Source organism: Citrobacter sp. Cpo037, assembly GCF_030332945.1.
GTDB lineage: Bacteria > Pseudomonadota > Gammaproteobacteria > Enterobacterales > Enterobacteriaceae > Citrobacter > Citrobacter portucalensis.
In genome coordinates, this window is the sequence record NZ_JAOWGW010000040.1 from 251,001 (window position 1) to 267,568 (window position 16,568).

At 52.2% G+C, this 16,568-nt stretch carries 15 protein-coding genes; 8 read left to right on the top strand and 7 right to left on the bottom strand.

What is annotated here, in order from left to right; genetic code table 11:
* Nucleotides 1-5: 5 nt before the first annotated feature.
* Nucleotides 6-314, bottom strand: a complete 309-nt coding sequence (locus tag OGX94_RS04760) for a YsaB family lipoprotein (RefSeq protein WP_020996059.1) — start codon at nt 312-314, stop codon at nt 6-8.
* Nucleotides 315-486: 172 nt separating this feature from the next.
* Here OGX94_RS04760 and OGX94_RS04765 point away from each other — a divergent pair, with 172 nt between their 5' ends.
* Nucleotides 487-1,482: an acyltransferase gene (locus tag OGX94_RS04765; RefSeq protein ID WP_149335507.1), complete on the top strand. Its 996-nt coding sequence runs from the start codon at nt 487-489 to the stop codon at nt 1,480-1,482.
* Here OGX94_RS04765 and yiaB read toward each other — a convergent pair.
* The 3 genes from yiaB to xylA form a co-directional block, all read right to left on the bottom strand.
* On the bottom strand, nt 1,479-1,844 hold the full coding sequence (yiaB, locus tag OGX94_RS04770) for an inner membrane protein YiaB (RefSeq protein ID WP_003827369.1): 366 nt from the start codon (nt 1,842-1,844) through the stop codon (nt 1,479-1,481). The genes OGX94_RS04765 and yiaB overlap by 4 nt on opposite strands.
* A gap of 167 nt (nt 1,845-2,011) precedes the next feature.
* The gene (xylB, locus tag OGX94_RS04775) at nt 2,012-3,466 is read right to left on the bottom strand and encodes a xylulokinase (protein WP_257662190.1); all 1,455 of its coding nucleotides are present in this window, start codon (nt 3,464-3,466) and stop codon (nt 2,012-2,014) included.
* 71 nt (nt 3,467-3,537) lie between these two features.
* The gene (gene xylA, locus OGX94_RS04780; protein WP_257662189.1) at nt 3,538-4,860 is read right to left on the bottom strand and encodes a xylose isomerase; all 1,323 of its coding nucleotides are present in this window, start codon (nt 4,858-4,860) and stop codon (nt 3,538-3,540) included.
* A 361-nt stretch (nt 4,861-5,221) separates the two neighbouring features.
* On the opposite strand from xylA, the gene xylR reads away from it, so the two are divergent.
* Nucleotides 5,222-6,400, top strand: a complete 1,179-nt coding sequence (gene xylR / locus OGX94_RS04785; protein WP_003827365.1) for a D-xylose utilization transcriptional activator XylR — start codon at nt 5,222-5,224, stop codon at nt 6,398-6,400.
* A gap of 44 nt (nt 6,401-6,444) precedes the next feature.
* On the opposite strand, the gene OGX94_RS04790 is transcribed toward xylR, so the two are convergent.
* Nucleotides 6,445-7,269: a protein bax gene (locus OGX94_RS04790; protein WP_003827364.1), complete on the bottom strand. Its 825-nt coding sequence runs from the start codon at nt 7,267-7,269 to the stop codon at nt 6,445-6,447.
* 316 nt (nt 7,270-7,585) lie between these two features.
* On the opposite strand from OGX94_RS04790, the gene malS reads away from it, so the two are divergent.
* Together malS and avtA are read left to right on the top strand one after the other, a co-directional pair.
* Nucleotides 7,586-9,616, top strand: a complete 2,031-nt coding sequence (gene malS / locus OGX94_RS04795) for an alpha-amylase (RefSeq protein ID WP_257662188.1) — start codon at nt 7,586-7,588, stop codon at nt 9,614-9,616.
* A gap of 176 nt (nt 9,617-9,792) precedes the next feature.
* On the top strand, nt 9,793-11,043 hold the full coding sequence (avtA, locus tag OGX94_RS04800) for a valine--pyruvate transaminase (protein ID WP_003837697.1): 1,251 nt from the start codon (nt 9,793-9,795) through the stop codon (nt 11,041-11,043).
* 34 nt (nt 11,044-11,077) lie between these two features.
* On the opposite strand, the gene OGX94_RS04805 is transcribed toward avtA, so the two are convergent.
* Both OGX94_RS04805 and yiaJ read right to left on the bottom strand, forming a co-directional pair.
* The gene (locus OGX94_RS04805; protein ID WP_008786443.1) at nt 11,078-11,551 is read right to left on the bottom strand and encodes a 4Fe-4S dicluster domain-containing protein; all 474 of its coding nucleotides are present in this window, start codon (nt 11,549-11,551) and stop codon (nt 11,078-11,080) included.
* Between the two features lie 117 nt (nt 11,552-11,668).
* On the bottom strand, nt 11,669-12,484 hold the full coding sequence (yiaJ, locus tag OGX94_RS04810) for an IclR family transcriptional regulator YiaJ (protein WP_003827359.1): 816 nt from the start codon (nt 12,482-12,484) through the stop codon (nt 11,669-11,671).
* Nucleotides 12,485-12,701: 217 nt separating this feature from the next.
* On the opposite strand from yiaJ, the gene yiaK reads away from it, so the two are divergent.
* The 4 genes from yiaK to OGX94_RS04830 are packed head-to-tail and all read left to right on the top strand — an operon-like array spanning nt 12,702 to nt 16,474.
* Nucleotides 12,702-13,700 (top strand): 3-dehydro-L-gulonate 2-dehydrogenase, encoded by a 999-nt coding sequence (gene yiaK, locus OGX94_RS04815; RefSeq protein WP_003827358.1) that lies wholly within the window; start codon nt 12,702-12,704, stop codon nt 13,698-13,700.
* Nucleotides 13,701-13,711: 11 nt separating this feature from the next.
* Complete coding sequence (locus OGX94_RS04820; protein WP_103014694.1) at nt 13,712-14,176, top strand: YhcH/YjgK/YiaL family protein; 465 nt, start codon at nt 13,712-13,714, stop codon at nt 14,174-14,176.
* Between the two features lie 14 nt (nt 14,177-14,190).
* The gene (locus tag OGX94_RS04825; RefSeq protein ID WP_164562374.1) at nt 14,191-15,123 is read left to right on the top strand and encodes a DUF4862 family protein; all 933 of its coding nucleotides are present in this window, start codon (nt 14,191-14,193) and stop codon (nt 15,121-15,123) included.
* Between the two features lie 31 nt (nt 15,124-15,154).
* The gene (locus OGX94_RS04830) at nt 15,155-16,474 is read left to right on the top strand and encodes an MFS transporter (protein WP_003827355.1); all 1,320 of its coding nucleotides are present in this window, start codon (nt 15,155-15,157) and stop codon (nt 16,472-16,474) included.
* Nucleotides 16,475-16,568: the final 94 nt, after the last annotated feature.

Sequence of the window (16,568 nt, forward strand, 5' to 3'; positions counted from 1 at the left end):
GGAACTTAGCGCATGGAAAGGTGCAAAAACTGCCCGTCTGCATCAAAAGAACAGACAAAACTCTCTTTACGGAAGGTAGAACCACGCATCTCATAGCTGCCCTGGAATTGTTCCAGGCCGGAGATATCTATTTTCTGCGCGCCAGTGTTGTAGCGTTGCGCCGCCTCATTTTTGCACAATGACTCCATATCCAGCGAACGCGTGGCACTGACCTTAACCTTTTGCGCTTTCTGCGCAGGTGCAGACGATTGTGTGTCAGCGCACGCTACCAGCAAAAGGGCAGCGATCGCGGGAAAGAAATACTTCATCATCATTTTATTACCGCCTGGTTTGCTGGTCAGTCTTATTATTAGTGTCTGGAAACAGATCCTATTTTGAGAATCTCATCAGACCATCTCAAGCTTTAGCGTAAGAACTCGGATTATTCCAGTGAGCTACGTTCGCAAAATATCGGTCAGACTTTTTTTAATGGACACAGAGGAACTGATGCAGCCCAAAATTTTCTGGATTGATAACCTGCGCGGGATAGCCTGTTTAATGGTCGTGATGATCCACACCACAACCTGGTACATCACCAATGCGCAAAGCGTCAGCCCGTTGAATTGGGATCTGGCTAACGTGCTCAATTCAGCCTCTCGCGTCAGCGTTCCGCTGTTCTTTATGATTTCGGGCTATCTGTTCTTTGGTGAGCGTAGCGCCAAACCGCGCCATTTCCTGCGCATCGCGCTTTGCATTCTGTTTTACAGCAGCGTGGCGCTGGCCTATATCCTGCTGTTTACCTCGATCAACGCTGAGCTGTCGCTGAAGAACCTGCTGCAAAAGCCGGTGTTCTATCATCTGTGGTTTTTCTTCGCGATCGCCGTCATCTACCTGGTTTCTCCGCTGATACAGGTGAAAAATATCAGCGGCAAGATGCTACTGGCGCTCATGGTTGTGATTGGGGTGATTGCCAATCCCAATACCGTCTCGCAAAAAATCGGCGGCTTTGAGTGGCTCCCAGTCAACCTGTACATCAGTGGCGATACTTTCTATTACATCCTGTACGGCATGCTGGGCCGGGCGATTGGCATGATGGATACGCAAAAGCGTGCGCTCAGCTGGCTCTGTGCGGCGGTATTTATTACCGCAGTATTTATTATTTCTCGTGGCACATTGCATGAACTGCGCTGGCGAGGCAATTTTGCCGATACTTGGTACCTCTACTGCGGCCCAGCGGTATTTATTTGCGCCGCCTCGCTCCTGACGCTGGTCAAAAATACGCTCAGCACACGTACTCTGCCGCTACTGGGCCTTATTTCTCGCCATTCATTGGGCATATATGGTTTTCATGCGCTGATCATTCACGCACTACGTACCAACGGAATTGAACTCAAAAACTGGCCACCGCTGGATATGCTGTGGATTTTCAGCGCCACGCTGGCGGGAAGCCTGCTGCTGTCCGTATTGTTGCAACGTATCGATACGCGCAGGCTGGTGAGTTAGGTGTCTCCAGGCAACGCCTGATTACGCGAACGCTGCAGTAAAAATTGCCCCATTAAACAGACGAAGAATGCTGCCGGGTATAACCCTATTTCAAAGGGCGCCAACGGGGCATTCCACACCCCCACCAGCAACAACCCTATCGTGATAAGCGCCACCATCTGACACACGGAAGCGAAGCGTTCATCAATTTGATTGAGATTTACTGCACGTTGATAGGCATACGTAACGAACATCCCCGTCATCAATGCCCCCAAAAAATACCCCTTGCCGCTCAGTAACGGGCATGCGCGCCATAAACCGATACTGTAAGTCAGTATGCCTGAGAGGAATAATATCCATGGCAACAGCCTGGTTGTCTTCATTGGGATCTCCTTATCCATCATGGATACAATATGAATAACCCGCTAAAGACAACACAGAAAAAAGCGACTACACAGGACTTTCAGAATACATCCATACGTGTAATTTATTATTTTTGTGGATATATGCATGCGGCAAATTCCCCTCTGCTAGCCAGAGGGGAAAGTGGTCAGGACATCAGCGGTTGTAATTGCTGATAGATACGACGGAAGGTTTCTCGACGCTGTTGATAACGAGCATGACGCTCCGCGTCAGGATAATGCGCCTGCTCCAGCGTAAGCTGAGGCAGTAACTCTGATAACGACGTTTGCGGATTCATGGCAACTTGCGCCAGGCGCGCCGCGCCGAGTGCAGGGCCAACGTCACCGCCGGTACGGTAATCCAGCTGCAATCCGCTGATGTCAGATAGCATCTGACGCCAGTATTCGCTACGTGCCCCGCCGCCGATCAGCGTAATGCTGGCGGGCTGAATGCCACAGGCATGTACCACGTCCATACCGTCAGCCAGCGCAAAACCCACACCTTCCAGCACCGCCTGTGCCAGTTCTGCCGGACCATGCTGATGCGTCAGACCGAAAAATACGCCCTTGGCCTGCGGATTGTTATGCGGCGTACGCTCGCCGGACAAATAAGGTAAAAACCAGACCGGCTCCGCGTGTTCATCCGCCTGTTGCGCAGCGTCAATCAACGCAGGAACGCTCGCCAGTCCGGTTAATTTTGCCGCCCAGTCCAGACACGATGCCGCACTTAACATTACAGACATCAGATGCCATCGCTCAGGCAAAGCATGGCAAAAACTGTGAACCGCACTTTCCGGTTTGCTAAGGAAACCATCACTCACCGCAAAATAGACGCCGGATGTCCCCAGCGAAAGCATCGCCTGACCGGCATTCATCATGCCTACGCCAACCGCGCCCGCCGCGTTATCACCGCCTCCGGCAACCACCGCAACCTCCTGCATTCCCCAGGCTTTGGCGACGTCTGGCAATAAGGTTCCGGTAATCTCGCTGCCTTCATAGAGCGCAGGCATATGTGCGCGAGTCAGTTTACAGGCAGCCAGCATGACATCGCTCCAGTCACGCTTCGCGACATCCAGCCACATTGTCCCTGCCGCATCAGACATATCGCTGGCAAAATCACCGGTCATGCGCAAACGCAGGTAATCTTTCGGCAGCAGGACTTTATCAATCTGGTTGAAAATCTCCGGCTCGTGGCGTTGCACCCACAGCAGTTTTGGCGCGGTAAAGCCAGGCATCATCAGGTTGCCAGTGATCGCTCGAGACTGCGGAACCTGATTCTCCAGCATCACGCACTCTTCAGCACAGCGACCGTCGTTCCATAAGATAGCCGGACGCAATACCTTCTGTTGTTCATCCAGTAGCGTCGCACCGTGCATCTGCCCGGCAATCCCCAACGCTTTCACCTTGCGGAGTGAATGCTGCTGACCCAGTGCTTTTACCGCGCGATCCGTTGCCAGCCACCACTGCTCAGGGTCCTGTTCTGACCATAACGGATGCGGGCGCGAGACGGTGAGTTTCTCCGTTTGTGAAGCCACCACATCGCCCTGCTCATTGAGCAGAATAGCCTTTACGCCTGATGTGCCAAGATCTATCCCGATATACATAAGGCATCGTTCCTTAAAGAAAGGCCCGGTAGCGCTAGCTGACCGGGCTTACGGACGTTCTCAGAGACCCGTTATTTGTCGAACAAATAATGGTTTACCAGATTTTCCAGCAATTCCTGATGACCGCTCTGGTGCACTGGCGCCAGGTTGTGTTGTTCAGCGTACTGCGCAATTTCTGTCAGCGTCATCTGGCCTTTCAGAATTTGCTGGCCCAGCTCACCATTCCAACCGGCATAACGTTTAGCCACACGCTGATCCAGGCCACCGTCTTCAATCATACGGGCCGCAATTTTCAGCGACAGTGCCATGGTATCCATCGCGCCAATATGACCATAGAACAGATCGTATTTATCGGTGCTCTGACGACGTACTTTGGCATCAAAATTCAGGCCGCCGGTGGTGAAGCCACCCGCTTTCAGGATTTCGTACATCACCAAGGCATTCTCTTCTACGCTGTTCGGGAACTGGTCGGTATCCCAGCCCAGCTGTGCATCGCCGCGGTTGGCATCGACAGAGCCAAACAGACCCAGCGCGATAGCGGTGGCGATTTCGTGATGGAACGAATGGCCTGCAAGCGTAGCGTGGTTGGCTTCAATATTCAGTTTGATCTCTTTTTCCAGACCGAACTGCTTGAGGAATCCGTACACGGTCGCCGCATCGTAGTCGTACTGGTGCTTGGTCGGTTCCTGCGGTTTCGGCTCGATAAGCAAAGTGCCCTGGAAACCAGTTTTGTGTTTGTGTTCCACGACTAATTGCATGAAACGACCAATCTGCTCACGCTCCTGACGCAGATCGGTATTCAGCAGCGTTTCATAACCTTCACGACCGCCCCACAGAACGTAGTTTTCACCACCTAACTTGTGCGTGGCATCCATGGCCGTAACCACCTGCGTGGCTGCCCAGCTGAACACTTCTGGATCTGGGTTTGTGGCCGCACCCGCACCGTAGCGTGGGTTAGTGAAGCAGTTTGCTGTACCCCACAGCAGCTTCACGCCGCTCTGTTCCTGTTTTGCCGCCAGCACATCAACCATCTGCGCAAAGTTGTTTTTGTACTCTTTCAAAGACGCACCTTCCGGCGAAACATCCACGTCATGGAAGCAGTAGTAAGGCAAGTTCAGCTTGTGGAAAAACTCAAATGCCACATCCGCTTTGCGTTTCGCCAGCGCCAGAGCTTCACCAGGCTGCTGCCATGGACGATCGAAAGCGCCCATACCGAACATATCCGCCCCGTTCCAGCAGAAGGTATGCCAGTAGCAGGCAGCAAAACGCAGATGATCTTCCATGCGCTTGCCCAATACGATTTCGTCAGGGTTGTAATGGCGAAATGCGAGCGGGTTGGTGGATTGAGTGCCTTCAAAACGAACACGATCGAGTTGGTCAAAATAAGCCGGCATAATAAGCTCCATAATCAGGTAATACGGTAAGTAAACTGCGATGTAGCTATACTGGAATTTCCTGATTTATTGCTCAATTACGTTATTTCACACCGCTATTAAGAGAATACCCAAACGTGCGCTGGCTCCCAAAAAAACGCTCTGAAAAACGAAATAAAAAAGCGATCGCGATCGAAGGTTAGCCAATAAACAAAAAACCGTAATGCGCAGATAAAAAATGGCAATTGTCATCCCACTGGCAGTATGTGAATTTTGCGTAGCACCAGGCAAATAAGAAATTTGTCACGCTTCATCAAGCAGTCGTACCTGCGATTTTGCTAGTATCGACAGGCCCACGTTAACCTTTCCAGGACAGGTTCTTATGTTTGATAAACGTCACCGCATCACTCTGTTATTTAATGCCAATAAAGCCTATGACCGCCAGGTGGTAGAAGGAGTGGGTGAATATTTACAGGCATCGCAATCCGAGTGGGATATATTCATTGAGGAAGATTTCCGCGCCCGTATCGATAATATTAAAGACTGGTTAGGCGACGGCGTTATTGCTGATTATGACGATGATGACATTGCACAATTACTTGCCGATGTGGAGGTTCCCATTATCGGCGTTGGAGGCTCCTACCATCTGGAGCAAGATTATCCCCCAGTACATTACATCGCCACCGATAACCACGCGTTGGTAGAAAGCGCTTTCCTGCATCTGAAAGAGAAAGGGGTTAACCGCTTTGCGTTTTATGGTCTGCCTTCTTCAAGCGGCAAACGCTGGGCCGCGGAACGTGAATATGCGTTTTGCCAGCTGGTTGCCAAAGAGAAGTACCGCGGCGTTGTCTATCAGGGGCTGGAAACCGCACCGGAAAACTGGCAGCACGCGCAAAATCGTCTGGCGGACTGGCTACAAACACTACCGCCGCAAACCGGTATTATCGCCGTTACCGACGCGCGGGCACGGCACGTCCTGCAAGTCTGCGAGCACCTGCATATTCCAGTACCGGAAAAGCTGTGTGTGATTGGGATCGACAACGAAGAACTGACCCGCTATCTGTCGCGGGTGGCGCTGTCATCCGTGGCCCAGGGGGCCAGGCAGATGGGGTATCAGGCCGCTAAACTCTTACATCGTTTACTGGCAAATGAAGAGCTGCCGCTGCAACGTACACTGGTTCCTCCGGTGCGCGTCATTGAACGCCGCTCAACCGACTACCGTTCATTAACCGATCCGGCGGTGATTCAGGCGATGCACTTTATCCGCAACCATGCCTGTAAAGGTATTAAGGTTGAACAAGTGCTGGATTCAGTGGGGATTTCTCGTTCGAATCTGGAGAAGCGTTTTAAAGAAGAGGTCGGAGAGACTATCCACGCTGTGATTCATGCCGAAAAGCTGGAAAAAGCGCGCAGCCTGTTGATTTCTACCACGCTTTCAATCAACGAAATTTCACAGATGTGCGGCTATCCGTCTCTGCAATACTTTTATTCGGTCTTTAAGAAAGAGTATGACACGACGCCCAAAGAGTATCGCGATGTGAACAGCGAAGTGTTGCTGTGAGGAATATTGCCGGATGCGGCGAAGCCGCCATCCGGCACACAGAGTTACATATGCGCGGCGATTAAACGCTGGTTATCCTGATACATTGCGAACAGATAGTTGTTGTAGCTCTGTCCTTTAGTGGAATAACCCTTCAGTTTATGAATCATCGCGGTAGCGGTGACTTCCTGATCGGCTTTACGCAGCTGCGCACGTGACTTACGGAAAGAAGAGTAAGCCGGATGCGTGTTCAGGTTAATGACGTAGGCATTCACCGACTCTTTCACCGATTCAAACTGTGAGTAGCCTTTCACTTTACCCGGTGCATTGTTACAACGACCTTTGCCACATTTCATGCCAAACAGGTTGTTGTTGCTACGCGCCAGCTTCGACGTACCCCAGCCACTTTCAGCCGCAGCCATGGTTGCCACCATACTGGTCGGGATAATGTCTACGCGCTCAAGCAGCGTATTCCACGGAATTTTACGCGTGTTGCCAGACCAGTTCACCTTGTAGCGCTTCGCGATGTCTTTCATACGCGTACGCTCAGTCGGTGACCAGCGGTTCTGGTACTGTTTTGAAATCAGCCAGTTACGGTCCGCCGTAATGGCAGCATTTTGACTGGTAATATAAGGCATAACCGTCCGGAGAAACGCTTTTTTCCTTGGTGTTCCGGAAGGGTATTTTCGCAAATCAGGAAGTGAACTACTCTTTGCACTATTGCGAGAATACTCTTGTTTACTGCTTACCTGTGTATTACTTGTCTTGATTACCTGGGGCTTGTGACTCGTTGTCGCCGTGTGTGTCTTTGCCAGCACCTCACCCGAAAATGCAACGGTGAGTAACATAAGAATCATTGCCCCATATCGTCGAATGGGAGTCAATATCATTAGGTCTCCTGGTCGGATTTATACATTCCAACACCTTATATTTTTCACAAAAATGAGAGATGAATCTCAAATCATATCAAAAATAGCCGTCAAGAGCACCCAAAGGAATAGTCCAATTCTGAAACCATGTCACGCATTAACGGTTCAGGGGGCTATTAATTCGAAGAAAATGTGGAGGTTATCGCAAAATAAGTTCATTTTTTGCGCGCGATCGCTCACCCTCACTTCTCCTCCTGGCGGAATCGACTCAAAGGAGGAGTTTCCGGCCTGATTTCACTGGCAAACTGGCGAAAATTGCAGCACCAAGGACAGCATTATGAAACTTGCCGCCGTTGCGCTGGCGCTCATGCCCGGCATTGCCATCGCCTCATCATGGACTTCTCAGGGACTCCCCACCTTCGAAGCGGAAGGTACGGGTAAATTCGTCAGCCATGCAGCGTTGACGAAGGGTACTCGTCCTCTAATCCTGAATTTTGACCAACAGTGCTGGCAGCCTGCTGATGCAATAAAACTCAACCAGATGCTGTCGCTAAAACCGTGTGAAGGCGCCCCGCCGCAGTGGCGCTTATTCAAAGACGGCGATTACACGCTGGAAGTGGATACCCGCTCCGGAACGCCAACGTTGATGCTCTCGGTAAAAAGCGCCGCTGACCCTGTCACGACCCAGATTCGCCAGTGCCCGAAATGGGATGGTTCGCCGTTAACACTGGATGTGAGCCAGACCTTTCCGGAAGGTGCCGTGGTACGTGATTTCTACAGCCAGCAAACGGCAACGGTAAAAAATGGGTCGATTACCCTACAGCCTGCTGCAGCCAGTAACGGACTGTTGCTGCTGGAACGGGCGGAAACTGACGCCCCAGCCGCTTTCGACTGGCATAACGCTACGGTGTACTTCGTCCTGACGGATCGCTTTGTAAATGGTGACCCAAGCAACGACCACAGCTACGGGCGTCGCAACGACGGCATGCAGGAAATTGGCACTTTCCACGGGGGCGATTTGCGCGGTCTGGCCAGCAAACTCGACTATCTACAACAGTTAGGCATCAACGCCCTGTGGATCAGCGCGCCGTTTGAGCAAATCCACGGCTGGGTCGGCGGTGGCACCAAAGGTGATTTCCCCCATTATGCTTACCACGGCTATTACACTCAGGACTGGACCACGCTCGACGCGAATATGGGTAATGAAGCTGACCTGCGTGCGCTGGTTGACGGTGCGCACCAGCGCGGCATTCGCATCCTGTTCGATGTCGTCATGAACCATACCGGCTACGCCACGCTGGCGGATATGCAGGAGTATCAGTTTGGGACCCTGTACTTGTCGGGCGATGAACTGAAAAACACGCTCGGTGAACGCTGGACGGACTGGAAGCCAGCCGCCGGGCAAAGCTGGCACAGCTTTAATGATTACATCAACTTCAGCGATAAAGCAGGCTGGGAAAAATGGTGGGGGAAAAACTGGATCCGCACCGATATTGGCGATTACGACAATCCGGGTTTTGACGACCTGACCATGTCGCTGGCTTTCCTGCCCGATCTGAAAACCGAATCCACCACGCCTTCCGGGCTACCAAACTTTTATCAACACAAACCGGATACGCACGCTAAAGCTATTGCTGGTTACAAGCCCCGCGATTATCTGACCCACTGGCTCAGCCAGTGGGTGCGTGATTACGGGATTGACGGGTTTCGGGTCGATACCGCCAAACACGTCGAACTTCCCGCCTGGCAGCAGTTAAAAACACAGGCCAGCGCGGCACTGGTTGAATGGAAGAAAGCGAACCCGGATAAAGCGCTTGATGACAAACCTTTCTGGATGACCGGCGAGGCCTGGGGTCACGGCGTGATGCAAAGCGACTATTACCGTCACGGCTTTGATGCGATGATCAATTTCGACTATCAGGAGCAGGCGGCAAAGGCCGTCGATTGTCTGGCGAGTATGGATCTCACCTGGCAACAGATGGCGGAAAAATTGCAGGATTTCAACGTTCTGAGCTATCTATCCTCGCACGATACGCGTCTGTTCCGCGAAGGTGGAGACAAAGCCGCCGAGCTATTGCTGCTGGCGCCAGGCGCGGTACAACTCTTTTACGGCGACGAGTCTGCCCGGCCCTTTGGACCAACAGGTTCAGACCCATTGCAGGGTACGCGCTCAGAAATGAACTGGCAGGATGTTACCGGGGAATCTGCTGCCAGCGTCGCTCACTGGCAACGCATCAGTCAGTTCCGGGCCAGACATCCCGCCATCGGTGCGGGTAAACAGACCACGCTGACATTGAAGCAGGGATACGGATTTATCCGCGAGCATGGCGACGATAAGGTGATGGTGGTGTGGGCCGGTCAGCCCTGATCCCAACAGGCTTCTCGCTGTGAATACAGCGGGAAGCTCAACACAAAATAAAAAACCAGCCAGGTAAACATCTGCAGCATAAAACATCAATCCAGCCCCTCCCCCCTGATTTGCACCCTGCCATAGGTAGCGCTATGGTTAGCCACTTTACTACTCAGTTCGACAGACCCCCTGCTATGACATTCTCACTTTTTGGCGACAAATTTACCCGCCATTCAGGCATCACCCGCCTGATGGAGGACCTCAACGACGGTTTACGCACCCCAGGCGCCATCATGCTCGGCGGTGGTAATCCGGCGCAAATTCCAGAGATGCAAAATTACTTCCAGTCTCTGCTGACAGATATGCTGGCAAACGGCAAAGCCACTGATGCGCTTTGCAATTATGACGGTCCGCAAGGGAAAACCGAGCTACTGTCTGAACTGGCGAAACTGCTACGTGAGAAGCAGGGTTGGGATATCGAGCCACAAAATATTGCACTGACAAATGGCAGTCAGAGCGCGTTTTTCTACTTATTCAATCTGTTCGCCGGACGCCGCGCTGACGGAACAACGCAAAAAGTGTTATTCCCGTTAGCGCCGGAATACATTGGCTATGCCGATTCCGGGCTGGAAGAAGATCTCTTCGTCTCAGCACGTCCGAACATTGAGCTGCTACCGGAAGGCCAATTTAAGTATCACGTTGATTTTGAACACCTGCATATCGGTGAAGAAACGGGCATGATCTGCGTGTCGCGCCCCACTAACCCGACAGGCAACGTGATCACCGACGACGAGCTGATGAAGCTGGACCGGCTGGCCAACCAGCATGGGATCCCACTGGTGATTGATAACGCCTATGGGGTACCGTTCCCCGGCATCATTTTTAGCGAAGCACGCCCGCTGTGGAACCCCAACATTGTGTTGTGCATGAGCCTTTCCAAGCTGGGTCTGCCGGGTTCCCGCTGCGGTATCATTATCGCGAATGAAAAAATCATCACTGCGATTACCAATATGAACGGCATCATCAGCCTTGCACCTGGCGGGATGGGACCGGCGATGATGTGCGAGATGATTAAACGTAACGATCTGCTGCGCCTGTCCGAAACGGTTATCAAGCCGTTTTACTATCAGCGCGTTCAGGAGACGATTGCGATTATTCGCCGCTACTTGTCTGAAGATCGTTGCCTTATCCATAAACCTGAAGGCGCGATTTTCCTGTGGCTATGGTTCAAAGATTTACCGATCACTACCGAACTGTTGTATCAGCGCCTGAAAGCGCGCGGCGTACTGATGGTTCCTGGTGACTACTTCTTCCCAGGTCTGGATAAACCCTGGCCGCATACCCATCAGTGCATGCGGATGAACTACGTACCAGAACCTGAGAAAATCGAAGCTGGCGTGAAGATTCTGGCTGAAGAGATCGAACGCGCCTGGCTGGAAGGCTAACGCAAACCCGACCCAGGTGTGGGTCGGGCTCACTTCACAGCGGCTGTGAACGCAGGCGCTGGCGCTGAATACTGACGGCATCAACACACTGCAACGCGCTGGTCGGGCAGGCTTCTACACACGCAGGCCCCGCCTCGCGATGCCAGCACAAATCGCATTTTATCGCCTGCACCCGCGACGAACGGGCAACGACATTCATTGCCCCAAACGGGCAGGCCAGCATACAGCTTTTACAACCAATACAACGTGCCTGTTCAACGAAGATATGCCCATGTTCACGACGAATGGCGTGAGTTGGACAAACATTCGCACAGGGAGCGTCTTCGCATTGATGGCAGGCGACCGCCGTGGTAAAGGCGTCGTCTTTGATTACCCGAATCCGCGGGATAAACGCAGAAGAAGAGACCGACGCACAGTCCTGGTTTTGCTGATGCGCGACGACACAGGCAACTTCACAGGTACGACATCCAATACATTTTGCCGCATCCGCCATAATAAACGCGTTCATTGCCCCCTCCTTCTGCGTGAAAACCACAGAGTGCCAGAGAGACCGCCCCTGACGCTTTGATCGGACAGGGGAAACGGTTAAATAGTGTCAGGTGCCTGAACGACGCCTGGCATGTGCCTAATCGCGAACGGTAAAACCCAGCTCATTTGAAATGGCCTGCGCGGTTTCCCGTAGCGGCTTGAGTAGATTTTTTTCCCCTATCTGCTTAAGTCGCGAGGTAGAGAGTGAAATTGACACTGCGTACGGCACCCGACCATGAATATCAAACACCGGCACGGCAATACAGGAAACGCCCAATTCGTTCTCTTCCCGATCCATCGCCATACTGCTTTCGCGGATCTGCGCCAATTCGTCGTACATCGCCGGTAAACCGGTAATGGTATTGCGGGTCAGCGGCTGAATAAGATCCTGATGGCTCTCCCAGTAAGATTTCACGTAATCCGCATGCCCAAACGCCATGTAAATTTTACCCATCGCGGAGCAATACAGTGGCATATGTTGACCGATATAAGCGCGAGTACGCAGCATGCCCGTCGTCGGTTCCAGCTTATAAATCAGAATCGCGTGGTCATCTTCACGGCTGGAGAAGTTGATTGTTTCACCAGTAGCAATATTCAACGCTTCGAGGTGCGGAGCGGCAACATGGATGATATTCAGTGACGACAGTGCCTTCTGCCCAACGGCGATAAATTTGGTGGTCAGCCTATAGCTACCCGCAGCAGGTGCAGGCGTGACATATCCGCAGGACTGCAGCCCTTGCAGGAGTCGATGCACAGTACTTTTGTTCAGCCCGGCCAGTTCAGACAGATGGGCCAATGGGCACCCATTCGGATAGTTACTCAGAATCTCAATCAACATCAAACCACGGAACAGGCTCTGACTTCCGGCTGGCCTCTCTTTGTCTTGCGTCATTTCACTCTCTTTTGTGCCCATCGCTTCCGCTCCCCTTTTCGTCGCGCTCTGATGGTAGCGCAAAGTGTGTTTCAGTTCACGATCTGAACCGAAAAAACACAACTATTTGATTTTGATGATTTTAAAAAATAGACCACCCCGTTGATCTGTCAAAATTTGATCGCTATATTTGAAATCATATTTCGCATAGTGAAATTTAGAGATAAAAAAGCGATCAAATTTAAACAAGGAAACAGGAATGAAAGTCACTTTTGAGCAGTTGAAAGATGCGTTCAATCGGGTACTGCTGGCACGCGGTATTGCCGTTGAAACCGCCGATGCCTGTGCCGAAATGTTTGCGCGCACTACCGAGTCCGGCGTTTATTCGCACGGTGTGAATCGTTTTCCTCGTTTTATTCAGCAATTGGATAACGGCGACATCATTCCTGAGGCCAAACCGCAACGCATTACCAGCCTGGGGGCGATTGAACAATGGGATGCTCAGCGTTCGATCGGCAATCTGACGGCGAAAAAGATGATGGACAGAGCCATTGAGCTGGCCTCCGATCACGGTATTGGCCTGGTCGCACTGCGTAACGCCAACCACTGGATGCGCGGCGGCAGCTATGGCTGGCAGGCGGCGGAGAAAGGTTACATCGGTATCTGCTGGACTAACTCGATTGCCGTCATGCCGCCGTGGGGTTCGAAAGAGTGCCGCATTGGCACTAACCCACTGATCGTCGCGATCCCCTCATCGCCAATCACCATGGTTGATATGTCGATGTCGATGTTCTCCTACGGCATGTTGGAAGTGAATCGCCTGGCCGGTCGCGAACTGCCGGTAGATGGTGGCTTTGATGATGAAGGCAATCTCACCAAAGAGCCGGGCGTTATAGAAAAAAACCGTCGCATATTGCCAATGGGTTACTGGAAAGGTTCAGGTCTGTCGATTGTGCTGGATATGATTGCCACTCTGCTTTCTGATGGCTCTTCCGTTGCGGAAGTCACCCAGGATAACAGCGATGAATATGGCGTTTCACAGATATTTATCGCCATTGAAGTGGATAAGCTGATTGATGGCGCCACCCGTGATGCCAAGCTACAGCGGATTATGGATTTCATCACCACCGCCGAACGCGCAGATGAAAACACGCCTGTCCGTCTGCCGGGCCACGAGTTTACAAAGCTACTGGAAGAAAATCGCCGGAACGGTATCACCGTTGACGACAGCGTCTGGGCAAAAATTCAGGCCCTGTAAGGAGCAACACCATGATCTTCGGACATATTGCTCAACCTAACCCATGCCATTTGCCTGCTGCGATTGAAAGGGCGCTCGACTTTCTGCGCACCACAGATTTTCGCAAACTGGAGCCGGGCGTGGTGGAGATCGACGGTAAAAATATCTTCGCGCAAATTATTGATTTAACCACGCGTGACGTTGCCGAAAATCGTCCTGAGGTGCATCGCCGCTATCTGGATATTCAGTTTCTGGCCTGGGGTGAAGAGAAAATCGGGATTGCCATTGATACCGGGAATAACCAAATCAGTGAATCGCTATTAGAACAGCGCGATATTATTTTTTATCACGCCAGCGAACATGAATCTTTTATTGAAATGATTCCGGGAAGTTACGCCATATTTTTCCCGCAGGATGTTCATCGTCCAGCATGTCATAAAACTGTCGCCACACCGATCCGCAAAATAGTCGTGAAGGTTGCTATTTCAGTTTTATAAAAGGAGCACAAAAAATGAAAGCTAACACTACCGGTTATATTATCGGTGCGTACCCCTGTGCACCCTCATTTCACCAAAAGAGTGAAGAGGAAGAGAAGGAATTCTGGCGACAACTCTCCGATACCCCGGATATTCGCGGACTGGAGCAGCCCTGTCTTGAACATCTGCACCCGTTAGGCGACGAATGGTTATTACGCCATACGCCGGGCGACTGGCAAATCGTGGTCACGGCCATTATGGAAACCATGCGCCGTCGCGGTATTAATGGTGGTTTCGGGCTGGCCTCCAGCGATGAAGAACAGCGTAAAGCCTGCGTGGCGTATTACCGTCATCTGCAGCAGAAAATCAACCATATCAATGCGGCCAACGGCGGAAAAGTGATTGCACTGGAGTTGCATGCTGCCCCGCTGGCGGGCAACCCGAACGTCGCTCAGGCCACCGACGCGTTTGCTCGTTCGCTGAAAGACATTACCCGCTGGGACTGGTCCTGTGATCTGGTGTTGGAACATTGCGATGCCATGACAGGCCCCGCGCCACGCAAAGGATTTTTACCGTTAGACAACGTGCTGGACGCGATAGCCGGATATGACATCAGCGTGTGCATTAACTGGGCGCGCTCGGCTATTGAAGGGCAGAGCCTCACTCTACCGCTGACCCACACGCAGCAGACCAAACGGGCTGGGAAACTGGGCGCACTGATGTTCTCCGGCACCACGCTTACGGGGGAATACGGCGAGTGGCAGGACTTACATGCACCGTTTGCCCCTTTCTGTCCAGAAGGTCTAATGACCACAGAGCATGCCCACGAATTATTCGCCTGCGCAGGAGCTGAGCCATTGCAATTTTCTGGCATTAAATTGCTGGAAATAAATGCCAGTGCAGATGTGAACCATCGTGTAGCGATATTGCGCGACGGTATCGCCGCATTAAATAAAGCAAAACTATAAAAATAAAATACTACTCTACGAGAATATTAATATGAACATGACCTCTCGCCCTACACTTCAAGACATACCCCGTCAGCGCTGGCTACGGATTATTCCACCTATTCTCATCGCCTGTATTATTTCTTATATGGACCGCGTCAATATCGCATTCGCGATGCCCGGCGGAATGGATGAGGAATTAGGTATTTCCGCCACCATGGCCGGTCTGGCCGGCGGTATTTTCTTTATCGGCTATCTGTTTTTGCAGGTTCCAGGCGGAAAAATTGCCGTTCACGGCAGCGGCAAGAAATTTATCGGCTGGTCCTTGGTTGCCTGGGCGGTCATTTCCGTTCTGACGGGCTTAATCACAAATCAGTATCAACTGCTGGTTTTGCGCTTCTTACTCGGCGTTGCCGAAGGCGGCATGCTGCCGGTCGTGCTGACGATGATCAGTAACTGGTTCCCCGATGCAGAACGCGGTCGCGCCAATGCGATTGTGATTATGTTTGTGCCGATTGCCGGGATCATCACCGCCCCGCTCTCGGGTTGGATCATTACCGTTCTCGACTGGCGTTGGCTGTTTATCATTGAAGGTTTATTGTCTGTCGTCGTCCTGGTGCTGTGGGCCTATACCGTTTACGACCGTCCACAGGAAGCGCGCTGGATCTCTGAGGCCGAGAAAAATTACCTCGTTGAGACGCTGGCCGCCGAGCAAAAAGCCATTGCCGGAACCGAAGTCAAAAATGCCTCTCTGAGTGCAGTGCTGTCCGATAAAACCATGTGGCAGCTAATCGCGCTGAACTTCTTCTATCAGACCGGGATTTACGGTTACACCCTGTGGCTGCCGACCATACTCAAAGAGTTGACGCACAGCAGCATGGGACAGGTCGGCATGCTCGCCATTCTGCCATACGTCGGCGCAATTGCCGGGATGTTCCTGTTCTCTTCACTCTCTGACCGCACCGGTAAACGCAAGCTGTTCGTCTGCCTGCCGCTGATTGGCTTCGCCTTGTGCATGTTCCTCTCTGTGGCGCTGAAAAATAACGTCTGGCTGGCTTATGCCGCGCTGGTCGGCTGCGGATTCTTCCTGCAATCGGCTGCGGGCGTGTTTTGGACTATTCCGGCGCGTTTGTTCAGCGCAGAAATGGCAGGTGGCGCACGTGGGGTCATCAACGCTCTCGGCAACCTCGGTGGCTTCTGCGGCCCTTACGCGGTCGGCGTTCTCATCACCCTGTACAGCAAAGATGCGGGCGTTTACTGCCTGGCCATTTCACTGGCTCTGGCCGCGCTGATGGCGCTGCTGCTGCCAGCGAAATGCGATGCCGGCGCCGCGCCGCTAAAGACGCTGAATCCACATAAACGTACAGCTTAAAACAATGCCCGGTGGCGCTTCGCTTACCGGGCCTACAGCTAGCAACCGTCCCAGGCCGGATAAGCGCAGCGCCATCCGGCAAAAATGAGATAAC